We start from the raw sequence: 19,051 nt of genomic DNA on the forward strand, positions 1-19,051 counted from the left end.
AGGCGGATTCAGGACGCGGAAGGGGTGAAGCGCGGGGCCCGGCGGTTTATACCGGCGACCCATGGCCCACCCCGTCCACCGTCCCCGCAGGCTGCGCCGCTCGGCGGCCCTCCGTGACATGGTGAGAGAGACGCGTCTCTCGCCCACGGACTTCATCTATCCGCTGTTCGTCGTGGAAGGCCGGGACGTTCGCCGTCCCATCTCCTCCATGCCGGGCGTCTTCAACTTCTCGCTGGAGCACGCGGTGAAGGAGGCGAAGCTCGCGAAGTCGCTGGGCGTGCCCTCCGTCATCCTCTTCGGCATCCCGGACCACAAGGACGCGCGCGGCACCCAGGCGTACGCGACGGACGGAATCGTCCAGCGCGCCATCCGGGAGATCAAGTCCGCGGAGCCGGACCTGCAAGTCATCGCGGACGTGTGCCTGTGCGAGTACACCGACCACGGCCACTGCGGCGTGCTGGACGGCAACCACGTGGCCAATGACGCCACGCTGCCGCTGCTGGCCCAGATGGCCGTCACCTGCGCGCAGGCGGGCGCGGACATCATCGCTCCGTCGGACATGATGGACGGCCGCATCGGCGCCATCCGCAAGGCGCTGGACGAGGTGAAGCACCAGGACACGCCCATCATGGCGTACTCGGCGAAGTACGCCTCTGGCTTCTACGGTCCGTTCCGTGAGGCCGCGCAGAGCACGCCGCAGTTCGGCGACCGCCGTGGCTACCAGATGGACCCCGGCAACGTGCGCGAGGCCATCCGCGAGACGGCGCTGGACGTGGAGGAGGGCGCGGACTTCATCATGGTGAAGCCGGCGCTGTCGTACCTGGACGTCATCCGCGCGCTGCGGGAGAACTTCGACCTGCCGCTCGCCGCGTACAACGTCTCCGGCGAGTACGCGATGCTCAAGGCCGCCGGGCAGAACGGCTGGGTGGACTACGAGCGCGTGATGTTGGAGGTCCTCACATCCATCAAGCGCGCGGGCGCCGACCTGGTCATCACCTACCACGCCCTGGAAGCGGCCAAGCTCCTGTAGGCGACACCCGGGCGCCCGTGTTCGGCGGAAGGCTTGATCGCTTCCGCCGCTTGCGCCCAAATGGTCCCCACAACGATGCCCACAAAGAAGAAGCGGCCGGGACGCAGAACCGAGAAGCCTCCGCCCAGACGTGGCGCGACGTCCAAGGTCCGTAAGGGCCCTGCACCGCGCACCCCGTCGAGCCAGCGCCCCGGGAAGGGCCGCGCTCCGGTGGTCCGTGAACCCGGGCCGTTGCAGTACAAAGTGGTGGAGCTGTCCACGGTGGACGAGGGAGCGCTGGAGCGCACCTTGAACGAGTGGACGGCCAAGGGTTGGAACCTGGACGGCGTGCAGTTCGCGATGCGCGAGTCCTCCAAGCGCCCGGCCATGGCCTTCATCTTCTTCACCCGCGAGGGCGAGGCCGCGCGGCACGACGAAGACAACGCGCGGCAGAAGCTGCTGCGCATGTCGGAAGGCGGAAGCCCCACGGCGCGACTGGCGGCGGAGCACGCCGGAGAGCACGCGCAGACGGTGGTGCCCTTCGTCCACCCGCTGTCCGCGCACGAGCGGCTGGCGAAGCTGGCGGGGTTGGACGAGCCGGAGCCCACCGAAGAGGGTCTCACGCTGGAGCCCGAGGAGTGAGCACCGCCCCCGATCGCAGTCTCATGGCGGAAGGCCGGAGCGCGGGCCGCGTGCTGCGGCTGGTGCAGGAGGACGCGGGGCCGGACTCCCCGTACCCGAAGGCGTCGCTGCTCCTGCGCCTGGGCGCGCGCATCATCGACTGCGCGGTGGCCTGGGGCCTGTACGTGGTGTGTGGCGCGGCGGGCGCGGTGGTGGCGTTGCTGTTCCTGCTGCTCGCGGACGGGATGCTCCAGGGGCAGAGCGTGGGCAAGCGCATCTTCGGCGTGAAGGTGATGCACCTGCCCACGCGCTCGGCCGCGCGGCACCGTGACAGCACGCTTCGCAACGCGCCGCTCGCGCTGGTGGTGCTGCTGGGGATGATGCCCGCGCCGCATGGCGTGGTGGCCGCCCTGGCGGGCTTCGTGGTGATGGGCGGCGTGGAGGCGTGGCGCGTGCTGCGCGACCCGCTGGGCCTGCGGCTGGGGGACACCTGGGCGCAGACGCAGGTGGTGGACGGGAAGGTTGTCGCGGGCGCGACGGTTGCAGCCCGCACGCCGGTGGCCGCCACGCGCGCCCCGGGTCGTTTGATGTCAGCGGCGAAAGTGCGCCGCGGCAAGGCATTCAGGAAAGGGAGACGGGGTAAGCCATGCGCATCGCGCTGACCTACAACCTGCGGCTTTCGGACTCGGAAGAAGAGGCGGAGTTCGACACGCAGGAGACGGTGAACACGCTGGCGGGAGCCATCGAGCGGCTGGGCCATCGCCTGGAGCGCTTCGAGGTGAGCGGCCCCGCGTCGCGCACCGTCGCCCGCCTGGAGGCGTACAGCCCGGACCTCATCTTCAACACGGCGGAAGGCCGCCGCGGCCGCTTCCGTGAGGCGTTCTACCCGGCGCTCTTCGACGAGCTGGGCTTCGCGTACACGGGCTCGGACGCGTACGCGCTGGCGCTCACGTTGGACAAGCAGCTCACCAAGCTCATCCTCTCCAAGCACGGCATCCGCACGCCGGGCTGGCAGTACGTGGAGAAGCTCAGCGAGCTGCAGCCGGAGAACCTGCGCTTCCCCGTCATCGTGAAGCCCAACTTCGAGGGCTCCTCCAAGGGCATCACCCAGGACTCCGTCGCGGAGACGCTGGAGCAGGCGCGGGAGAAGGTGGCCAAGGCGCTGGAGAAGTACCCGGCGGGCGTGCTGGTGGAGGAGTACATCAGCGGGCGCGACCTCACGGTGCCGTTCCTGGCCGCGGTGGACAACGACTTCGACGGCGTGCTCGCGCCGGTGGAGTACGTCATCGACCCGGAGGCCGCGCAGGGCCGCAAGTACGCCATCTACGACTACGAGCTGAAGACGCGCCGGGAGAAGGCCGTCTCCGTGCGCGCCCCCGCGAACATCCCGGCGAAGATGTCCGAGGACGTCCGCAAGATGGCGCAGAAAATCTTGCAGGTGCTGGACTGCCGCGACCTGGGCCGGCTGGACTTCCGCGTGTCCGACGCGGGCGTGCCGTACTTCCTGGAGATCAACGCGCTGCCCAGCCTGGAGCCGGGCGCGGGCATCTACGCCGCGGCGGAGCTGGAAGGGCTGCACCTGGACGGGGTCATCAACTCCATCATCCAGAGCGCGGGCAAGCGCCACAAGATCCGCGACTCCAAGAGCCGCCAGGGCCGGCCCGCGCGCAAGTCCGGTCCGCTGCGCGTGGGCTTCAGCTTCAACGTGAAGCGCGTGAAGCCCAGCGCCACGGCGGAGACGGTGCAGGAGGACAGCGAGGCCGAGTACGACTCGCCCAACACCCTCCAGGCCATCCGCGAGGCCATCGCCTCCTGGGGCCACGAAGTCATCGACCTGGAGGCCACGGCGGAGCTGCCGACAGTGCTCTCCAGCACGCCGCTGGACGTCGTCTTCAACATCGCGGAGGGCTTCAAGGGCCGCAACCGCGAGAGCCAGGTGCCGGCGATGCTGGAGCTGCTGGACATCCCGTACACGGGCTCTGATCCGGCGACGCTGTCGCTCGCGTTGGACAAGGCGCTGGCGAAGAAGATCGTCCGTCAGGCGGGCATCCTCACGCCCAACTTCCAGCTGATGGTCACGGGCAAGGAGCGCCTCAACAAGGAGTTCACCTCCTTCCCGCTCATCGTGAAGCCGGTGGCGGAGGGCAGCTCCAAGGGCGTCGTCACCAAGAGCGTCTGCTACTCCGAGACGGAGCTGCGCGACGTGGTGAAGGAGATCGCCGGCAAGTACCAGCAGCCCGCGCTGATTGAAGAGTACATCGGCGGCCGCGAGTTCACGGTGGGCCTGCTGGGCGAGCGCCGTCCGCGCGTGCTGCCGCCCATGGAGATCGTCTTCCTGGACAAGGCGGAGAAGAACCCGGTCTACAGCTTCCAGCACAAGCTGGATTGGACGGACCGCATCCGCTACGACGCGCCCGCGAAGATCGAACCCGCGCTGCTGGAGAAGCTGCGCACGGCGGCGCGCAACTCGTTCATGGCGTTGGGGTGCCGCGACGTGGCGCGCATCGACTTCCGCATGGACGACAAGGGGCGCATCTACTTCATCGAGTGCAACCCGCTGCCCGGCCTCACGCCCGGCTGGAGCGACCTGGTGCTCATCGCGGCGGGTGCCGGCATGGACTACCGGACGCTGATTGGCGAGATCATGGCCCCCGCCATCCGCCGCTACAAGGAACGCGAGGCGCGCCGGGCCCAGACGGAGAACCCGGCTGGTACCCACGCGCCGCCGCTCAACAAGGTCGTGCAGCGGATCGAGGAGCAGAACGCGCGGGCCAACGCCACTGCCGCCGCGACGGCCTCACCGCAGGAGCCGACGCCTCCGCCGCGTCCGGAGCTCAAGTCCTGAGCGTCCGCTGAAGCGCGGGCAGGGAAGGGGACGGTGCCCGAAAGGCGCCGTCCCCGTTTCATTTCAGCCGTCGTTGAGGGACTGGGCCCAGCCCTTCTCGAAGTTGTCGTGGTACGCCTGCCACAGCGCGTCCGAGTAGAACTTCACCAGGTTCTCGTCGTTGTACCGCAGCGAGTTCTTGGACAGGTTGTGCGAGCCCGTCAGCACCATCTTGCGCACCGTCCCGTTGAAGTTCCCCGAGTAGACGAAGTGCTTGCTGTGCGTGAGCACCTCGCGTGGCGTGCCGTCGCTCGTCTTCACGTTGTTGGCGGAGACGTCGTAGAGCTGGCGCAGGGTGATGTTCTTCGCGCCGGTGAGCTTCGTTTTGATGCCCGCGTCCATGTCCGTGTAGAGCACGCGCACTCGGCAGCCCAGCTTGCCAATGCGCACCAGCTCCGTGGCCACGATGACGCGACTGTCGTTGAAGTGGTTCTGGTTCACGTCCAGCGTGCAGCCCGACACGTACGTCTTGATGTAGTCCGTGAAGTTGTTCGTCACGGTGTCGCTGGACAGCTCGTTGTCGTTGCCCGTGCGCGGGAAGAAGTAGGCGGTCCACGGCGCGTTGGGGGAGCTGTAGTAACCCTGGCCCGTGGTGGGGTTGTAGTAGTCCGTCGTCTTCGTGCCGCCGCGCAGGTCGTTGTGGTAGCCGACCCAGTAGTCGTACCAGTCCCAGTCCTCGTAGCTGACGACCATGTCGTTCCAATAGTTGTTCTGGGAGTAGGTGTTGTTCCAGGAGCCCTGCACCACGACGCGCTGGATGCGGTTGCCCTGCGGATCCGTGGTGGTGGAGAAGGTGAAGATCTTGTCGTGCATGATGGTGCCCTCGCGGTCGAAGCCCGCGATGCACGCACTGCCCGCGCCCGTGCCGTTGCACCGCGTGAGCTCCAGCCTCAAGCCGTCCGGGCACGTCGCCGCCGGGGGCACGTAGCTGCTCAGGTCATGGATGACGCCGCCCGCGGAGAACTCCGAAGCGGCGCCGCCGTTCTGCTCGTCCACCACCAGCCGCACGATGACGCCCCGGCACAGCGCCGCCTTGATGGCCGCGTTCAGGTGGTCCGTCGTCCACAGGAACATGGCGATGCGGATGTATGAACCCTTGGGGCTGTTTTGGATCAGCCGGGCAACCTCGTCCTTGATGCGGTAGTCCCGCGTGCCCGTGTTGTCCGGCTGGTTGAAGACGGCGTAGAGCCCGGGCACGTTCGTCGCGCCCTGGGCCTGCTCCGCCAGGTTCGGATCCGTCTGCGCCTCGGGCTGACACCCGGTGAGCGCAAGCACCACCAGTCCTGCCACCGCCAACAGCCTTCTCATGACCTGCCTCCGTTTCTCCGTCTCCAACCATTTAAGCTGAAATGGTATGGAAAGCGGAGAAAGCGGGAGTCAGTGTCATTTGGTCGGCGCGAAGCCGCCATGGAAGGTCGGGGGCAGGGCGTGATCGAAGTGGCAGCGCGCCACGGGGCCGTCCTCCAGGTGGCGCGCGTCCAGCACGGCGATGTGGGACGTGTCCGACTTCACGTCGAACACCTGCGTGAGCACCCAGCCGTCGTCCTCGGCGCTTCCGCCGGGGCGGGGGACGAAGATGGGCTCGGAGGGGTAGGTGCCGTCGCCCAGGGACGCCGTCGTCATGCGGCCCGTGGCCACGTCCACGCGCGCCACGCCGTCGAAGAGGCCGCGCCGGGCTTCGTCGCTGCGGTGCGTGCCCACGTAGACCGTCTGGTTCTCGCGGTTCACGACGCTGGGGGCCACGCGGGGGAATTCGCAGCTGACGTCCAGCCGCTGCTCGGTGCGGAAGGTGCGTGCCTTCAGGTCCACCACCGCCCGGTGCAGCATGCCCTTCGCGTCCAGGGACGTGGCGCCGTGCACCAGCTCGCCCAGCCACTGGTTCGTCGTGAAGTCGGGGTAGCGCACGTAGTCCACCACCAGCGTGTCGCCCTGCTCGTACGCGTTGCCGAAGTGCCACAGGTAGAAGGCGTCCGTGGTGATGCGCACCGGGTGCGCCACGTCATCGATGGGCACCACCAGCACCTCCGTGCCCGCCTCCGGCTTCCACCGCAGGTTCTCCGAGTACGTGCCCATCCGCAGCAGCATGCGGAAGAGGTTCAAGCGCAGCGGTGACAGGAAGAAGACGAGGTAGCGGTCCGTGGCGATGAAGTCGTGCACCATGGTCGCGCCCGGCAGCTTCACCGCGCCCAGCCGCTGCGCCTTGCCGCCATCCGGCAGCGCGTAGAGGTCCGCCAGCGTCTCGCGGCCGTAGCGGATGCCGAAGTTGTAGGACGCCTTGCGCGACGGCACGCGGTGCGGGTGCGCGGAGAACGTCTCCACCACCGTGCCGTCGAAGTCCGTCTCGCCCAGCGTGGACAGGTCGTCCTGGGACACCTCCACCGGAATGCTGCCCTCGAAGAGCGCGTACAGCTTGCCGTTCCACGCCATCACGGACGTGTTCGCGGAGTTCTTGCGCACGTTGCGAAGCTTGTGCAGCAGCGGCGTGGGCGTGCCGTACGCGCCGTAGCGCTGCGAGTGCGCCTCGCGCTCCGCCACCATGGTGGGCGTGTCCAGCAGCCGCGACGCGCCCGTCACCCCGTCCGCGCCGAAGCGCACGCCCAGCATCCCGCCGTCCCCGTCGAACCAGTGCTGGTACTGCCGGCCGTGCACGTCGAACGTCCACGGCCCCACCCGGTACAGCGAGCCCCGCAGCCCCTCCGGCACCTGGCCCTCCACCCGCAGCGGCTCGAAGCCGTGCTGGCGGGGGAGCGTGCGGAACGCCCGCAGCCAGCCCGGCGCGGAGGAGGACATCGTCTGCTTCATCGCGGTCGTCATGACGGCTCCCTTTCCAGTGCAACGTAGGGCGCGAGAGAACCCCGCGCCGCCCATCTTGTAGACACTGTAAACATTGCATGTTGTCGGTGTCAACATGGATGTTGACGCTGGAAACTTCGCGCGCTGGATGGTCAAGTCACGCGGGCGACAGTGGGCGCATGAGGAGGCACGGACGGTGGCGACGCGGGGCAAGCGGAAGCAGGCGGCGGAGGCACCCGAGGACAAGGGCCGCTACCACCATGGAGACCTGCGCCAGGCGCTGGTGGACGCGGCGGTGGCGCTCATCGCCGAGGAGGGCTTCGGCGCGCTGTCCCTGCGGGAGGTGGCCCGGCGGGCGGGCGTCACCCACGCGGCGCCGTACCGGCACTTCGCGGACAAGGAGGCGCTGCTGGAGGCGGTGGCGCACGAAGGCTTCCGCGCCATGGCGCGCGAGATGCGCGAGCGCATGGCCCCGCACACCGGACCCCTGGAGCGGCTGTACGCGGCGGGCGAGGCCTACGTGTTGTTCGCCATGCGCCACCCGCCGCACTTCCGGGTGATGTTCGGCCCGCACTTCACCCGGCCCATGTCACCGCCCCCGGAGCCGGAAGGAGAGCAGGGTGCCTTCACGTTGCTGGTGAGCAGCATCGAGGCCGGACAGGCGGCGGGCCTCCTGCGCCCCGGCGAGTCGCGGCCCCTCACGCTCACCGCGTGGTCGCTCGTGCACGGGCTCGCCTCGCTGTTCGTGGACCAGCAGCTCGGTGAGTCGCAGCAGGGCGCGGAGGCCGCGGAGGCGCTCGCCCGCGTGCAGACGCGGCTGCTCGTCGAGGGGCTGAAGCCGCCCGCACGCGGCTGAACCTTCGGGACAGTTGGTAGGGAAAGCAGGGTTGACCGTAGGAGATTGTCGGGTACGGTCGGCGCCATGGTGCGGATACCGGAAGAGAATGGGCCGAGGGTCCGGGCGCGGGAGCTGGGACTTCCGCTGGGGCGCTTCAAGCCGGGGAAGTACAACGCCATCACCGACGTGGAAGGCGTGTTGGTGGGCCACACCACCATCATCGAAGGCTCGGGGCCGTTACGCCCCGGCTACGGTCCGGTGCGCACGGGCGTCACGGCCATCCTGCCCAACCTGGGCAACATCTTCATGGAACGCATGAGCGGAGGCGGCTTCGTGCTCAACGGCGCGGGCGAGGTCTCCGGCATGACGCAGCTCATGGAGTGGGGCCTCGTCGAAACGCCCATCCTCCTCACCAACACCATGGCCGTGGGCGCCGTGTCCGACGGCGTGGCCAACTACCTGGTCCAACGCTACCCGGGCATCGGTGACGAGCACGACGTCATCATCCCCGTGGTGGGCGAGTGCGACGACTCGTGGCTCAACGACGTCTCCGGCCGCCACGTGCGCCAGGAGCACGTCTTCGCCGCCATCAACGCCGCGAAGTCCGGGCCGGTGCAGGAGGGCAACGTCGGCGGCGGCACCGGCATGGTGACGTGCGACTTCAAGGGCGGCATCGGCACGTCCTCGCGCAAGCTGCCGGAGGTGCTGGGCGGCTACACGCTGGGCGTGCTCGTCATGTCCAACTTCGGGAAGATGCACAACCTGCGCGTGGGCGGCTTGCCCGTGGGCGAAGTGCTGGTGGAGAAGTTCAAGAACACCCCCCACCGCGGCAAGTCCTACGGCTCCATCATCGCCGTGGTCGCCACGGACGCGCCGCTCCTGAGCCATCAGATCAACCGCCTCTGCAAGCGCGTGGGCCTGGGCATTGGCCGGGTGGGCAGCTACGCGGCGCACGGCTCGGGTGAAATCGTGGTGGGCTTCTCCACCGCGAACATCATCCCCAGGCGCACCCAGAAGATGGTCTACAAGATGAAGATCCTCCTGGATCAGCGTCTGGACCCCCTCTACGAGGCCGTGATGGAGGCCACGGAGGAGGCCATCCTCAACGCCATGTGCATGGCGGAGCCCATGACGGGGGTGAATGACAACTACTCGCCAGCGCTGCCCCTGGACGAGGTCCGCCGCTTCGTGGACGCCTGCCGTCCCATCTTCGCCTCGGTGAAGAAGCGCCCCCACCAGACGAGCGCCCCGGCCTCCAAGGAGCGCCCCAGCGACGAGGACCGGGAGGGGGAGGTGACGCTGGGAAGCGCCCTGCCCACCCAGGTCCGCGGCGCGGAGGGCATTCCCTTCCCGACCCGTCCGGCCCCCAACGAACCCCCTCCGGACGGGGCGCCAGGGCCCTCGCCGGAAGCGAACGCGGCGCCTGTCCCGGGGGACCCCGAGGGTTCCTCTTCCGGGAGCCCGTAGGCTTCTGATAGGTAAGCCCCCTTTGCTCCATTCCGGAGACCAGGAGCCACCCACATGGCCAACAGCAAGAGCAAGCACCGCCGCGTGCAGATGAAGATCCGTCAGCACTGGAAGAAGCGGATCAAGAAGCAGAAGGAAGCCGCCAAGACCGCAGCCGCCGAAGGCAAGAAGAAGTAGTTCTGCCGCCCTGGCGCCGCTCCCGGCGGCCCTGGCTTCACTGCCGGGTCGCCGTGAAGGGGCGCGCCACGTTGCATCTTTGGGCGCTGGTCCCCTGGACGCGTGAGAACTGGCCGCTGAAGTTCCCGGTCAGGTTGCTCTGGCCCAGGCCTCCGTCCTCGGCTCCGCCGGTGTGGGTCGCGGTGAGGGTGTAGGTGGCGCTCACCCCGCCGTCGCCGCTGGGCAGCGGCGTGCCGATCAGCGTCAGGTCGCCGGTCGCGTACACCTGACCCGTCAGCGCCACCCCCGCCAGTGAGGCCGTGAGCGCGTTGCCCCCGGTGCGCTGGATGTTCAGCACCTCGCCGTCCGCCAGCGGCTGGACGTTCAGGTTCACGCACTCGGCGGACAGGCCCGCGTCCCCCAGGAACGTCAGCGGATACGCGCCCTCCACGGCGGGGCAGTTGTCGGTGCATGCCACGCTCTGGCTCTCGTCGCAGCCAGCGGGAGCGAGCATCAGGAAGGTGCTGGACACCACTGCGGTGGCGACGGCTGCCAGGGGAACGAAACGTCCAGAAGTCATGGATGGCCTCTTGGTGAAGCGAGGAGCGGACTTCCTGGTGGGAATAACCATTCCTACGTTGTGTGCAGTCGTTCTGGGGGACGGGGTGGGGCGGTGACGGCGGGCGATTCGAAGCGGTGGTCCAATTTCATCTTCGCGGGGCTGTTCGCGCTCGCGCTGATTCTCTTTTCACGCATCCTGCTGCCGTTCCTGATGCCGGTGCTGCTGGGCGGCTTCCTGGTCGTCCTGTTCATGCCCATCCAGGACTCCTTGGACCGGCGGCTCCAGGGCCGCAAGTCCCTGACGGCCGGACTGTCCACCCTCGCGGTGTTCCTGCTGATTCTCGCCCCGCTGGCCCTGGTGGGCTGGATGGTGGCCCGGGAGGTGCTCCAGTTCGTGGGCCAGGCGCAGGACCTGTTGGATCAGGTGGACCTGCGTCACCATTTCCTCAACAGCCTGCCCCGGGGCCTTTCCCGCTACGTGCACTTCGATCCGGAGAGCTCGGAGACGGAGCGCCTGTTGATGACGGCGGTGTCGGGCGGCGCGGGGCTGCTCGCGGACGTGGTGGGCGCCGGCACGGAGCTCATCGTCAACATGTTCCTGATGACGGTCGCCATGTACTACTTCTTCCTGGACGGCCGTCGTCTGGTGAACGAGGTGGCGCGGCTGATTCCGCTGGAGCGCCGCTACTTCGACGCCTTCTCCCACGAGTTCACGGACGTCGCGTACGCCATCATCTACGGCAACACCGTCACCGCGCTGGTGCAGGGCGCGGTGGGCTTCGTGGGGTTGCTCATCGCGGGCGTGCCGCACGCAGGTGTGTGGGGGGCGGCCATGGTGCTGGTGGCGCTGGTTCCGGTGGGCGGCACCGCGCTCGTGTGGGGGCCCATTGGCGTCATCCTCGTCGCGGCGAACCGGGTGAGCGAGGGCGTGTTCCTGCTCGCGTGGGGCACGTTCCTGGTGGGCAGCATCGACAACGTCATCCGCCCCAGGCTGTGCGGTTCGCGCATGGCGCTGCACCCGCTGCTCGTCTTCCTGTCCATGTTCGGCGGGCTGGCGGTGTTCGGGATGATGGGCCTGCTGGTGGGGCCGCTCATCGCGTCCATCTTCATGGCCATGGTGCGCATCTACCGGCGCGACTTCCTGGGTCGTGCGCAGGAATCCCAGCCTGCACCCGTGGTGTCCCAGGATTCCTCGCCTTCGCTCACCCCGCAGCCCGCGCCGGTGCCCTCCGCGGCCAGCGTGGGTCACGTGATGAACGCCTGAGCCCCGAGCCTGGACTTCGCCCCGGCGCTGGGTGAACCTGACCGGAGCATGACGACCACCCGAAGCGCGAGGGTCCTCTCGGGACTGCCGCGGACCCTGGCCCTCGTCGGAGCCCTGTCGGCTCCGGCCGCGGCGGCCTCCGACGTCCTGACGCCGCCGGCCTTCCATGGCACCCGGGAGTCCCCCGCGTGGCTGTCGCTGCGGCTGGGCACCGGACCGTCAGGCAAGGCGCAGTCGAAGGTGGAGCCGGAGGTGGGCGCGCCCACCTGGGTGCGGCTCAACCTGTCCCTGACGGCAACGTGGCGGCGCTACTGCGCGCGGCCCGGCGTGGACAGCTGCGGCGCGTACGACAGGCTGCCGGAGGAGGATCAGCTCGGGGACACGTCGGACTTCACGTCGTCGTATCCGTACCTGGGGCTGGCGCTGGAGGTGGAGGTGCTGCCCCTGGCGCGCGCCACCCCGTCGGTGTTGCGCGGGCTGGGGTTCAAGCTGGGGGCGCAGCGGGGCTTTTCCAATTCCGACGTGACGCTCACCGGGGACGGCGGCCAGACGCCGGTGCGCGAGGTGTCCGCCACGGACACGGCCTTCACCGCGCAGGCGATGTATCGCTACTACTTCCGCTTTGGCACGACGCGGCCGCAGCAGGGTTACGTGGGCGCGCGCGCCGGCATCCAGACGCGCGCGTTCGACGTGGAGCAGTCCACGGACAACCCGCTGACCGGCACGCACCGCGTGTTCCCGTCCGTGGCGGTGGACCTGTCCGTGCCGCTGTTCAGCTCGGTGCGGCTGGACGCGTCGGGCGGGCTCCTGCTGTCGCCCAAGCCGGGGCACTCGCCGGACGCGGACGGGGGCCGGCGGGCGCTGGAGGTCCGCGACTACGGCACGTCCGTGTCCAGCTTCGGCTGGAGCGCGGAGCTGGGCGTGTCCGGGGACATCTGGGGACCGTTCGGCTACGAGGTGGCCTGGCACCTGGAGCACTTCAAGGACAGCTTCTCCGGGCCCGGCACGCTCACCGGTTGGAACAACGGAGGCGCGGCCGAGGAGACGTACTCCAGCCTGCACGCTGGCTTGATCGTGACGTACTGACGTTGACGCTGTCGGGCGTGCGACATCACCCTGAAGCGCGGGTGTCGGCACTCCGGAACGATGACTACCCCTTGCCTCCACGGCCTGTCACAGGCCCGTGACGCAAGGGGGACGCTGCTCGGTGCGAACAAGGCGATGGTGGACGCGGGGACTGGCGGGGCTGGCGTGCTTCGCTCTGGTGGCGTGCGGCGGCGGTGACACCCAGTCGCCCACGAACGACACGCCTTCCGGCACGGACTCCGACGCGGGCACGCACCCGCAATCCGACGCGGGCACGCACCCGCAATCCGACGCGGGAACGGGTTCGCAGTCCGACGCGGGCACCGGAACGCCGGACGCGGGAGCCGAGGATGCGGGCACGGCACCGCGGGCCTGCGCGCCCACCGCGGGCCACACGCGCTGGGTGCTGGAGGGCGAGGCCTTCACCGCGCAGGTGACGTGCGCGACGGGCCTCAAGGAGGCCGGGCTGCGCTTCGGGGTGAAGAACCTGCCTCAGGGCGCCACGTTCGACGAGTCCACCGCCACGCTGCGTTGGACGCCCGCGCTCAACCAGGGCGCGGTGTGGATGCTCACGCTGGAGGAGCGCACCACCGACGAGACGGGCACGCTCAAGGTGGGCGTGGCCAACAATGACAACGCGTCGGGCAAGGTCGACATCGTCGACCCCGCGGCCTACACGGAGGAGTACGGGCTGCCCGTGGTGCACCTGTTCTTCGACCCGGCCGTGGGCCTGACGGCCGGAGGCTACCGGCCCGCGGAGGTGGTGTACCGGGGCCACCGCTTCACGATGGAAGCGAAGTACCGCGGGGCCACGTCCAGCGTGTTCCCCAAGCGCAGCCTGACCTTCAAGTTCGCGGAGGACGACTTGTTCTCCGAGCCCGTCTTCGGCGACGGCTTCAAGGACCGCAAGCGCCTGGTGCTGATCACGCCGTTCAATGACAACTCATACCTGCGCTCGCGGCTGGCGTTCGACCTGTGGAACCGGCTGTCGCCTGAAGCCGTGCGCATCCGCACCTTCAGCGTGGTGGTGTACGCGAACAACAAGTACCGCGGCCTCTACACGGCGGCGGACCACGTGGACAAGCGGCTGATGGAGTGGAACGGCATCGACGACGACTCGGACCTCTTCAAGGGCGTGGACGCGGACGCCAACTTCTCCCGCCTCAAGCGCAATGGGCAGACGAAGGAGCACCTCCACGTCGGCTTCGAAAAGGACGAGGGCACGCCCGAGCAGAACCAGGCCCACGCCTTCGACACGCTGGACGCCTTCGTCGCGTGGGTGGCGGACTCCAGCGCGGATGGCTTCCGCCAGGAGTTCGGCACGAAGCTGAAGGCGCGGGACTACGAGGACTGGTGGATCTTCAATACGCTCATCCAGGGCAATGATTCGCAGGGGAAGAACGCCTATCACGCGTATGACCCCAAGGCGGGCGGACCGTGGCGCTTCATCCCGTGGGACCTGGACGCGAGCTTCGGGCAGAACTACGACACCACGCGCACCAGCGCCACGGCGCGGCCCACCTATGCGTATGACAACCTGCTCTTCAAGCGGATGCTGGCGGAGCCCACCATCGCGGGCCCCATGCGCGAGCGCTACCGCCAGGCCCTTAAGAACGAGCTGAGCGAGGCCGCGGTGCAGGCCATGATCGACGGCTACGTGCAGGAGCTGGGTCCGAACGCGCAGCGAGACGAGGCGCGGTGGGCAACGGAGTACCGCGACTTCGCGAAGCCGGAGGCGGGGAGCGACGGAGGGTACGGCAACTTCCCGGACTGGCACCTGCGCCAGGACTTCAAGACCCACGCGGAGGAGGTGGAGTACATCCGGCAGTGGGTGCACACGCGGTGGGGCGCGTTCCAGTCACAGCTGCCGTGAGGTTGGCGGCGCGGCGGGGGGAGGACCTCGCCGCGCCCACCGGGACTACCACTGCGAAGGGTCGGCGTCGGCGAACGTCGTGCCGGCGGCGATTTCGTCGAACCAGATGCTGCGGTTGGGCTGGGAGCCCTGCATGGAGCCGCTGTCGTGCCAGCCATTGGCGTAGAGGCCGACGCGGAACTGGAAGTAGCGGTCGTCAGCCACGGTGGTCGCCAGATTGAACTGCTCCAGGACCTTCACGCCGTCGAACCAGAGCTTGATGTAGCCGGTGCTGTCGCTTGCCCACTTCACCTGCATGATGACCTTGTGCCATTCCCCCGCGCTCACGGTGGCCAGACTGGGGAAGGTGACGGTCTTCTGGTTGCAGACGGTTCCCTGCTTGACGCGCGTGTAGAGCTGGTTGCCGGACAGCCACACCATGGTGGACGGCATGTAGTCGTCGCAGCCGGTGTTGGAGAAGTCCGCGATGAACTGCGCGATGTTGTAGGACTGGGGTTGGAACTGCCAGTCCTGCTGCAGGCGGAACGTGAAGCCATAGAAGCCCGTGTCGCCGCGGCGGTAGACGTTGTTCCTCACCACCTCCGAGTGGTACCGGCCCGTGTAGTTCGGGTCGTAGATCTGCGTGACCTTGATGGCGGTGGGGCCCTCATAGGTGACGTTGGTGACCTCGTTCACGGAGCCGTTGTGCTCCCGGTTGATGGAGTTCCATCCGGTGAGTGTTCCGGTGTTGCGGAAGATCTCCGCCGCCTGCGCGCTCAGCCCCAGCGCGAACAGCGACACGCTAGCGGCGACGGCGAAATGCTTGGGCTGCATTGAAAAGCCTCCACTGAAATTTTACGGCTTTGTCGCTATTGCTTGTTTTTCAAGCTTAGCAGGTTCGTGCCTCGTTTGTCTCGTTAGAGTGGAGCTCCCCTTTCCAGGAGGCTCCATGACAGCGATGCGATGGCTGCTGGGTGTCGTGATGATGTCCCTGGCGTGTGCCTCCGGGCCGCCCGTGCGGGGGCGTGAGCTGCATCAGGGCTCGCGAGTGAGCGCGGGTCTCGGGTGGCAGGGCCGGTCCAGGGGAGGAGAGACGGCGGCTCCCTTGGAGTTCCGGGCGGTCCGGAATGCCATCCAGGAGGTGTCGGACTCACTGGATGGCATCGCCCGGGGGCTCGCCAGGCTGGAGGACCGGGGCGCGGGCATCGGCGGGCACGGCGGTGTCTTCACGCGCTACCTCGAACACGGCTCGGGGCAGTTGGCCGGGATCCGCGGTCTGATCGAGGACGCCACGTTGCTTGAGGAGGCTTCGGAGGCGGTAACGGACGCGGAGCTGGCGCAGGGGCTCCTCCGGATGTCGGGCCAGCGAATCGAAGCCGCACTCGCCAGCGCGATGCTGTTGGCCGCGTGGCTCGACTTCCTCCAACTCGCGGATGCCGTGCTTGAGCAGTGCCCTTTCTACAGCGTCGAGCAGCTCTTCGTGGACCTGGCCCGTGTGCAGGGGCGGATCGATCCGAGCCTGAAGCGGCTCCAGTCATTGGATCCGGAGCAGGTGGAGTCCGCGTCGGTCGCGCTGCCAGGGCAGATGGGGGCCCTCACGCGTGAGTTCCAGTCCATCCGCGAAGGTGTCCGTGCATCGGCGGAGCTGGGCGGGAAGGTCGTGGCGGCGGCGCGGTTCCTGGAAATGCTCACGCTGGTGTCGTCCCTGAAGGCGTCACTGCCACGACTGCCGCCAGCGGCTCCCGCGACCATTGGCGTAGGGCTCGTGATGGGGTCGGGCGGCGTGATGATGGGCTCCCGGATTGTCGTCTCTGCGGAGTGGGGGGAGCGGATGCGGGCGCTCGTCCAGGCAGGTGTCCTCTCCGCGCCAGTCGTCAGCGCGGCGGTCCGCGTCCACGCCGGACAGCTGCTGATGTCGCAGGGCGGTCAGGACCTGCCCAAGGGCGTCCGCGAAGCGCTCGGTGATGGGCCAGAGGTCCGTGGCATGCGCGAGACCGGCAGGGCAGGGGCCGGAATGTCGGATGCGCCGCGGCACCACGTGATGCCGCGAGAGCACCGGGAGTGGTTCGAGAAGCGCGGCTTCAAAGGGGCGATGGACATCGACCAGTTCTGCGTCCGCCTGGAGCGTTCGCACCATGAGGCCATACATGGTGGCGGTGATTGGCGGCTGGGGCGCACCTGGCCCGGTGAATGGAATCAGCTGATCATGAAGGCGCTTCGCAAAGCTGAAGTCGAAGCGGGCAAGAGGTTGACCCGCAACGAGGTCCTGGACATCGTGGCGGACTGGATGAGGACCTACGACATCTCCATGAATTTCGTTCGAGGGAGCAGACGATGACGGACGGGCGTTCCTGGAATGGCAACTGGAAGGTTCGCATCCATGAGCGGCTTCAGGAGCGTGGTTTCAAGTCGCTCACCGCGTTCGCAGAGGCGCATCCGGCCATGCCGTTCGTGGAGCTGGCGGAGGAGCTTGGGAAGGACGATGTCGCGGGTGTCCAGGTCCTCCGTGGACTGCTTGTAGAGGCGGAGCGGAGCAAGCAGGTCACACGGTTCGTACGCGACGTGTTCGTTCGTCACTTCGCCTACAGCCTTCCGAAGGGATGGCCATCCGAGATGGATGATCAATCCCGATTTCAGCTCGCCAAGGCGCTCGCCTACTGGTCCACTGACGCTCCTGATAACTACGAGCAGCGGGTCGAGCGGGCCATTCGAGCCCTCCGCGCCAATCCACCCCCGCCAGGCTGGCGTCCCCTCGGTCCCAACGACGAGCTTCTCCTCACGTTGCTGCCTGACGAGCAAGCCTGAAGGAGTAGCGGTCGGCGACCATCCCGGTTAGCTTTCGAGTCGCGTGCGGAAGCCCCAGGGTGGGGCTTCCGAGCCCGGACGAGGTGCGCCGTACCCGGTCACGACAAGACGACGCCTTAACGGGAGTCGTGCGTCATGTCGCCGTCGTGGATCCTCCTCATCATCGCGGGCCTTCTCGAGGTCTGCTGGACGCTGGGCCTCAAGTACACGCAGGGCTTCACCCGACCGCTGCCCAGCGTGCTCACGGTGGCCGCCATCATCGCGAGCATGGGCCTCCTGGGCCTCGCGGTGAAGCAGCTCCCCATCGGCACGGCCTACGCCGTCTGGGTGGGCATCGGCGCGGCCGGCGCGGCGATCGCGGGCATGGTGCTCTTCCATGAGCCCGCCACGCCCTCGCGCCTGTTCTTCCTGGTCCTGATGATCGTCGCCATCATCGGGCTGAAGGTCACCAGCGGAACGCACTGACCTCAAGACCGTGGGGGAGTGAACCCTCCTCGTAGATGGGCTTCCAAAGCGCGCATCCCCCGAGCACAGGATGCGCGCCGGTTCCCATCACGCGAGGTGACGGCGATGAGCGACGCGAAGTTCGAGCTGTACTACTGGCCCGGCATCCCCGGCCGGGGCGAGTTCGTGCGGCTGGTGCTGGAGGAGGCGGGCGCGGACTGGGTCGACGTGGGCCTCCTGCCCGAAGCCCAGGGCGGCGGCGCCAAGGCCATCACGGCCATGATTTCCAAGGGCTCCGTGCCCGCGTACGCGCCGCCCGTGCTCAAGGTGGGCGACGTCGTCTTCTCCCAGGCGCCCAACATCTGCTCCTACCTGGGGGAACGCTTCGGCCTGGTCCCCGCGGATGAAGCCTCGCGTCTCCATGCCCGCCAATTCCAGCTCACCGTCGCGGACGCGGTCGCGGAAGCACATGACACGCACCACCCGCTCGCCGTGATGAAGTACTACGACGAGCAGAAGGACGCCGCGAAGCAGCGCGCCGAGGACTTCCGCACCCAGCGCATCCCGAAGTTCCTGGGCTACTTCGAACGCGTGTTGAAGGCAAACACGCAGGGCGGCGGGAAGTACCTCCTGGGCCGCGACTTCTCCTATCCGGAGCTGGCGCTGTACCAACTGGTGGAAGGCCTGCTGTATGCCTTTCCCAATGCCATGCGCCGCGTCGCGCCCGAGGTGCCCGGCGTGATGGCCTTGCGTCAGCGCATCGCGGAGCGCCCTCGCATCGCTGCCTACAAGAAATCCCCGCGCGCGCAGCCCTTCAACCCGCACGGCATCTTCCGGCACTACCCGGAGCTGGACGACCCGAACGCGACGAAGTGACCCTGGGGCACCTCGACGATCTCCCGGGCGAAGAACAGGTCCTCGCCCACGCCGGCCACGCGCACCTGGATGAGCGGGTCGCTCGGGTACTGCATGGGCGGATCGTCGAACACCAGCGCCACGACGACGCCCACGCGGCCCAGGAAGCGCTCCGACACGGAGTCATCCGGCTCCGTGCGGACGATCATCACCGCCGCGCCCATGCGCACCGGCGCGCCGTCCACGTCTTCCATCAAGATGAGCGAGGGGTCGTGCTTCATGGTGCGTAGGTCCGGGGTTTGAGTCGTTTCGACAGCGCCCAGGTCACGAGCGTCAACAGCGCCCATGCCCCCAGGTGATAGGTGGCCACGTGGCCGGGGCCCTGCTCACACGCCAGCTCGCCCACGACCGCGCCC

19 protein-coding genes and 1 riboswitch are annotated in these 19,051 nt (G+C 68.2%); of the genes, 14 read left to right on the forward strand and 5 right to left on the reverse strand.

The window, feature by feature from the left end; translation table 11 throughout:
• The first annotated feature begins 61 nt into the window (after positions 1–61).
• From hemB to D7Y11_RS19280, 4 genes are all read left to right on the forward strand, one after another.
• Entirely contained in the window at positions 62–1,030 is a 969-nt protein-coding gene (hemB, locus tag D7Y11_RS19265) for a porphobilinogen synthase (protein WP_126934406.1), read from the forward strand.
• Between the two features lie 210 nt (positions 1,031–1,240).
• A complete protein-coding gene (locus D7Y11_RS19270; protein WP_233601627.1) occupies positions 1,241–1,651 on the forward strand; it encodes a hypothetical protein in 411 nt (136 codons plus the stop codon).
• A 23-nt stretch (positions 1,652–1,674) separates the two neighbouring features.
• The gene (locus D7Y11_RS19275) at positions 1,675–2,292 is read left to right on the forward strand and encodes an RDD family protein (protein ID WP_120594961.1); all 618 of its coding nucleotides are present in this window, start codon (positions 1,675–1,677) and stop codon (positions 2,290–2,292) included.
• Entirely contained in the window at positions 2,277–4,475 is a 2,199-nt protein-coding gene (locus tag D7Y11_RS19280; RefSeq protein ID WP_126934407.1) for an ATP-grasp domain-containing protein, read from the forward strand. The genes D7Y11_RS19275 and D7Y11_RS19280 overlap by 16 nt, the downstream gene beginning before the upstream one ends.
• Before the next feature lie 63 nt (positions 4,476–4,538).
• Here D7Y11_RS19280 and D7Y11_RS19285 read toward each other — a convergent pair whose 3' ends face one another.
• Together D7Y11_RS19285 and D7Y11_RS19290 are read right to left on the reverse strand one after the other, a co-directional pair.
• Positions 4,539–5,822 carry a phosphatidylserine/phosphatidylglycerophosphate/cardiolipin synthase family protein gene (locus D7Y11_RS19285; protein WP_126934408.1) on the reverse strand — a complete coding sequence of 428 codons (1,284 nt, stop codon included), beginning with the start codon at positions 5,820–5,822 and terminating at the stop codon, positions 4,539–4,541.
• A 75-nt stretch (positions 5,823–5,897) separates the two neighbouring features.
• Positions 5,898–7,328: a carotenoid oxygenase family protein gene (locus tag D7Y11_RS19290; RefSeq protein ID WP_126934409.1), complete on the reverse strand. Its 1,431-nt coding sequence runs from the start codon at positions 7,326–7,328 to the stop codon at positions 5,898–5,900.
• A 175-nt stretch (positions 7,329–7,503) separates the two neighbouring features.
• On the opposite strand from D7Y11_RS19290, the gene D7Y11_RS19295 reads away from it, so the two are divergent.
• From D7Y11_RS19295 to D7Y11_RS19305, 3 genes are all read left to right on the forward strand, one after another.
• Positions 7,504–8,163 (forward strand): TetR/AcrR family transcriptional regulator, encoded by a 660-nt coding sequence (locus tag D7Y11_RS19295; RefSeq protein ID WP_121778674.1) that lies wholly within the window; start codon positions 7,504–7,506, stop codon positions 8,161–8,163.
• 66 nt (positions 8,164–8,229) lie between these two features.
• Entirely contained in the window at positions 8,230–9,612 is a 1,383-nt protein-coding gene (locus tag D7Y11_RS19300; RefSeq protein WP_120594956.1) for a P1 family peptidase, read from the forward strand.
• 54 nt (positions 9,613–9,666) lie between these two features.
• Positions 9,667–9,789 (forward strand): aminopeptidase, encoded by a 123-nt coding sequence (locus tag D7Y11_RS19305; RefSeq protein WP_120560766.1) that lies wholly within the window; start codon positions 9,667–9,669, stop codon positions 9,787–9,789.
• A 37-nt stretch (positions 9,790–9,826) separates the two neighbouring features.
• Here D7Y11_RS19305 and D7Y11_RS19310 read toward each other — a convergent pair whose 3' ends face one another.
• Positions 9,827–10,348 (reverse strand): hypothetical protein, encoded by a 522-nt coding sequence (locus tag D7Y11_RS19310; RefSeq protein ID WP_121752695.1) that lies wholly within the window; start codon positions 10,346–10,348, stop codon positions 9,827–9,829.
• A gap of 93 nt (positions 10,349–10,441) precedes the next feature.
• Here D7Y11_RS19310 and D7Y11_RS19315 point away from each other — a divergent pair, with 93 nt between their 5' ends.
• The 3 genes from D7Y11_RS19315 (at position 10,442) to D7Y11_RS19325 (ending at position 14,552) form a co-directional block, all read left to right on the forward strand.
• A complete protein-coding gene (locus D7Y11_RS19315; RefSeq protein WP_121778656.1) occupies positions 10,442–11,593 on the forward strand; it encodes an AI-2E family transporter in 1,152 nt (383 codons plus the stop codon).
• A 48-nt stretch (positions 11,594–11,641) separates the two neighbouring features.
• A complete protein-coding gene (locus D7Y11_RS19320; protein ID WP_126934410.1) occupies positions 11,642–12,679 on the forward strand; it encodes a hypothetical protein in 1,038 nt (345 codons plus the stop codon).
• A gap of 121 nt (positions 12,680–12,800) precedes the next feature.
• Entirely contained in the window at positions 12,801–14,552 is a 1,752-nt protein-coding gene (locus D7Y11_RS19325; protein WP_126934411.1) for a CotH kinase family protein, read from the forward strand.
• 45 nt (positions 14,553–14,597) lie between these two features.
• Here the strand turns inward: D7Y11_RS19325 and D7Y11_RS19330 are convergent, their stop codons facing one another.
• Positions 14,598–15,365: a polysaccharide lyase gene (locus D7Y11_RS19330; RefSeq protein WP_120575502.1), complete on the reverse strand. Its 768-nt coding sequence runs from the start codon at positions 15,363–15,365 to the stop codon at positions 14,598–14,600.
• 115 nt (positions 15,366–15,480) lie between these two features.
• Between D7Y11_RS19330 and D7Y11_RS19335 the strand changes: the two genes are divergently transcribed.
• From D7Y11_RS19335 to D7Y11_RS19350, 4 genes are all read left to right on the forward strand, one after another.
• The gene (locus tag D7Y11_RS19335; protein ID WP_126934412.1) at positions 15,481–16,869 is read left to right on the forward strand and encodes a DUF2380 domain-containing protein; all 1,389 of its coding nucleotides are present in this window, start codon (positions 15,481–15,483) and stop codon (positions 16,867–16,869) included.
• Positions 16,866–17,336, forward strand: a complete 471-nt coding sequence (locus D7Y11_RS19340) for an NUDIX hydrolase (protein ID WP_120575500.1) — start codon at positions 16,866–16,868, stop codon at positions 17,334–17,336. Before D7Y11_RS19335 ends, D7Y11_RS19340 begins: the two co-directional genes overlap by 4 nt.
• Before the next feature lie 46 nt (positions 17,337–17,382).
• A riboswitch (guanidine-III (ykkC-III) riboswitch) is annotated at positions 17,383–17,454 on the forward strand.
• A gap of 17 nt (positions 17,455–17,471) precedes the next feature.
• On the forward strand, positions 17,472–17,801 hold the full coding sequence (sugE, locus tag D7Y11_RS19345) for a quaternary ammonium compound efflux SMR transporter SugE (protein WP_120575499.1): 330 nt from the start codon (positions 17,472–17,474) through the stop codon (positions 17,799–17,801).
• A 105-nt stretch (positions 17,802–17,906) separates the two neighbouring features.
• A complete protein-coding gene (locus tag D7Y11_RS19350; protein ID WP_126934413.1) occupies positions 17,907–18,656 on the forward strand; it encodes a glutathione S-transferase in 750 nt (249 codons plus the stop codon).
• Here the strand turns inward: D7Y11_RS19350 and D7Y11_RS19355 are convergent.
• Positions 18,620–18,916, reverse strand: coding sequence for a Carotenogenesis protein CarS (locus tag D7Y11_RS19355; protein WP_120575497.1), 297 nt, complete (start codon positions 18,914–18,916; stop codon positions 18,620–18,622). The genes D7Y11_RS19350 and D7Y11_RS19355 overlap by 37 nt on opposite strands.
• Between the last annotated feature and the right edge of the window lie 135 nt (positions 18,917–19,051).

Origin of the sequence: Corallococcus sp. AB018 (genome assembly GCF_003986945.1) — a bacterium.
Taxonomy (GTDB): domain Bacteria; phylum Myxococcota; class Myxococcia; order Myxococcales; family Myxococcaceae; genus Corallococcus; species Corallococcus exiguus.

What these genes read in the sequence shown, in the direction of transcription:
- D7Y11_RS19330 (WP_120575502.1), bottom strand. Translation starts at nt 15,365, where the DNA reads ATGCAGCCCAAGCATTTCGCCGTCGCCGCTAGCGTGTCGCTGTTCGCG.
- D7Y11_RS19335 (WP_126934412.1), top strand. Translation starts at nt 15,481, where the DNA reads ATGACAGCGATGCGATGGCTGCTGGGTGTCGTGATGATGTCCCTGGCG.
- D7Y11_RS19300 (WP_120594956.1), top strand. Translation starts at nt 8,230, where the DNA reads ATGGTGCGGATACCGGAAGAGAATGGGCCGAGGGTCCGGGCGCGGGAG.
- D7Y11_RS19275 (WP_120594961.1), top strand. Translation starts at nt 1,675, where the DNA reads ATGGCGGAAGGCCGGAGCGCGGGCCGCGTGCTGCGGCTGGTGCAGGAG.
- D7Y11_RS19310 (WP_121752695.1), bottom strand. Translation starts at nt 10,348, where the DNA reads ATGACTTCTGGACGTTTCGTTCCCCTGGCAGCCGTCGCCACCGCAGTG.
- D7Y11_RS19290 (WP_126934409.1), bottom strand. Translation starts at nt 7,328, where the DNA reads ATGACGACCGCGATGAAGCAGACGATGTCCTCCTCCGCGCCGGGCTGG.
- sugE (WP_120575499.1), top strand. Translation starts at nt 17,472, where the DNA reads ATGTCGCCGTCGTGGATCCTCCTCATCATCGCGGGCCTTCTCGAGGTC.
- D7Y11_RS19280 (WP_126934407.1), top strand. Translation starts at nt 2,277, where the DNA reads ATGCGCATCGCGCTGACCTACAACCTGCGGCTTTCGGACTCGGAAGAA.
- D7Y11_RS19355 (WP_120575497.1), bottom strand. Translation starts at nt 18,916, where the DNA reads ATGAAGCACGACCCCTCGCTCATCTTGATGGAAGACGTGGACGGCGCG.
- D7Y11_RS19340 (WP_120575500.1), top strand. Translation starts at nt 16,866, where the DNA reads ATGACGGACGGGCGTTCCTGGAATGGCAACTGGAAGGTTCGCATCCAT.
- D7Y11_RS19285 (WP_126934408.1), bottom strand. Translation starts at nt 5,822, where the DNA reads ATGAGAAGGCTGTTGGCGGTGGCAGGACTGGTGGTGCTTGCGCTCACC.
- D7Y11_RS19350 (WP_126934413.1), top strand. Translation starts at nt 17,907, where the DNA reads ATGAGCGACGCGAAGTTCGAGCTGTACTACTGGCCCGGCATCCCCGGC.
- hemB (WP_126934406.1), top strand. Translation starts at nt 62, where the DNA reads ATGGCCCACCCCGTCCACCGTCCCCGCAGGCTGCGCCGCTCGGCGGCC.
- D7Y11_RS19320 (WP_126934410.1), top strand. Translation starts at nt 11,642, where the DNA reads ATGACGACCACCCGAAGCGCGAGGGTCCTCTCGGGACTGCCGCGGACC.
- D7Y11_RS19305 (WP_120560766.1), top strand. Translation starts at nt 9,667, where the DNA reads ATGGCCAACAGCAAGAGCAAGCACCGCCGCGTGCAGATGAAGATCCGT.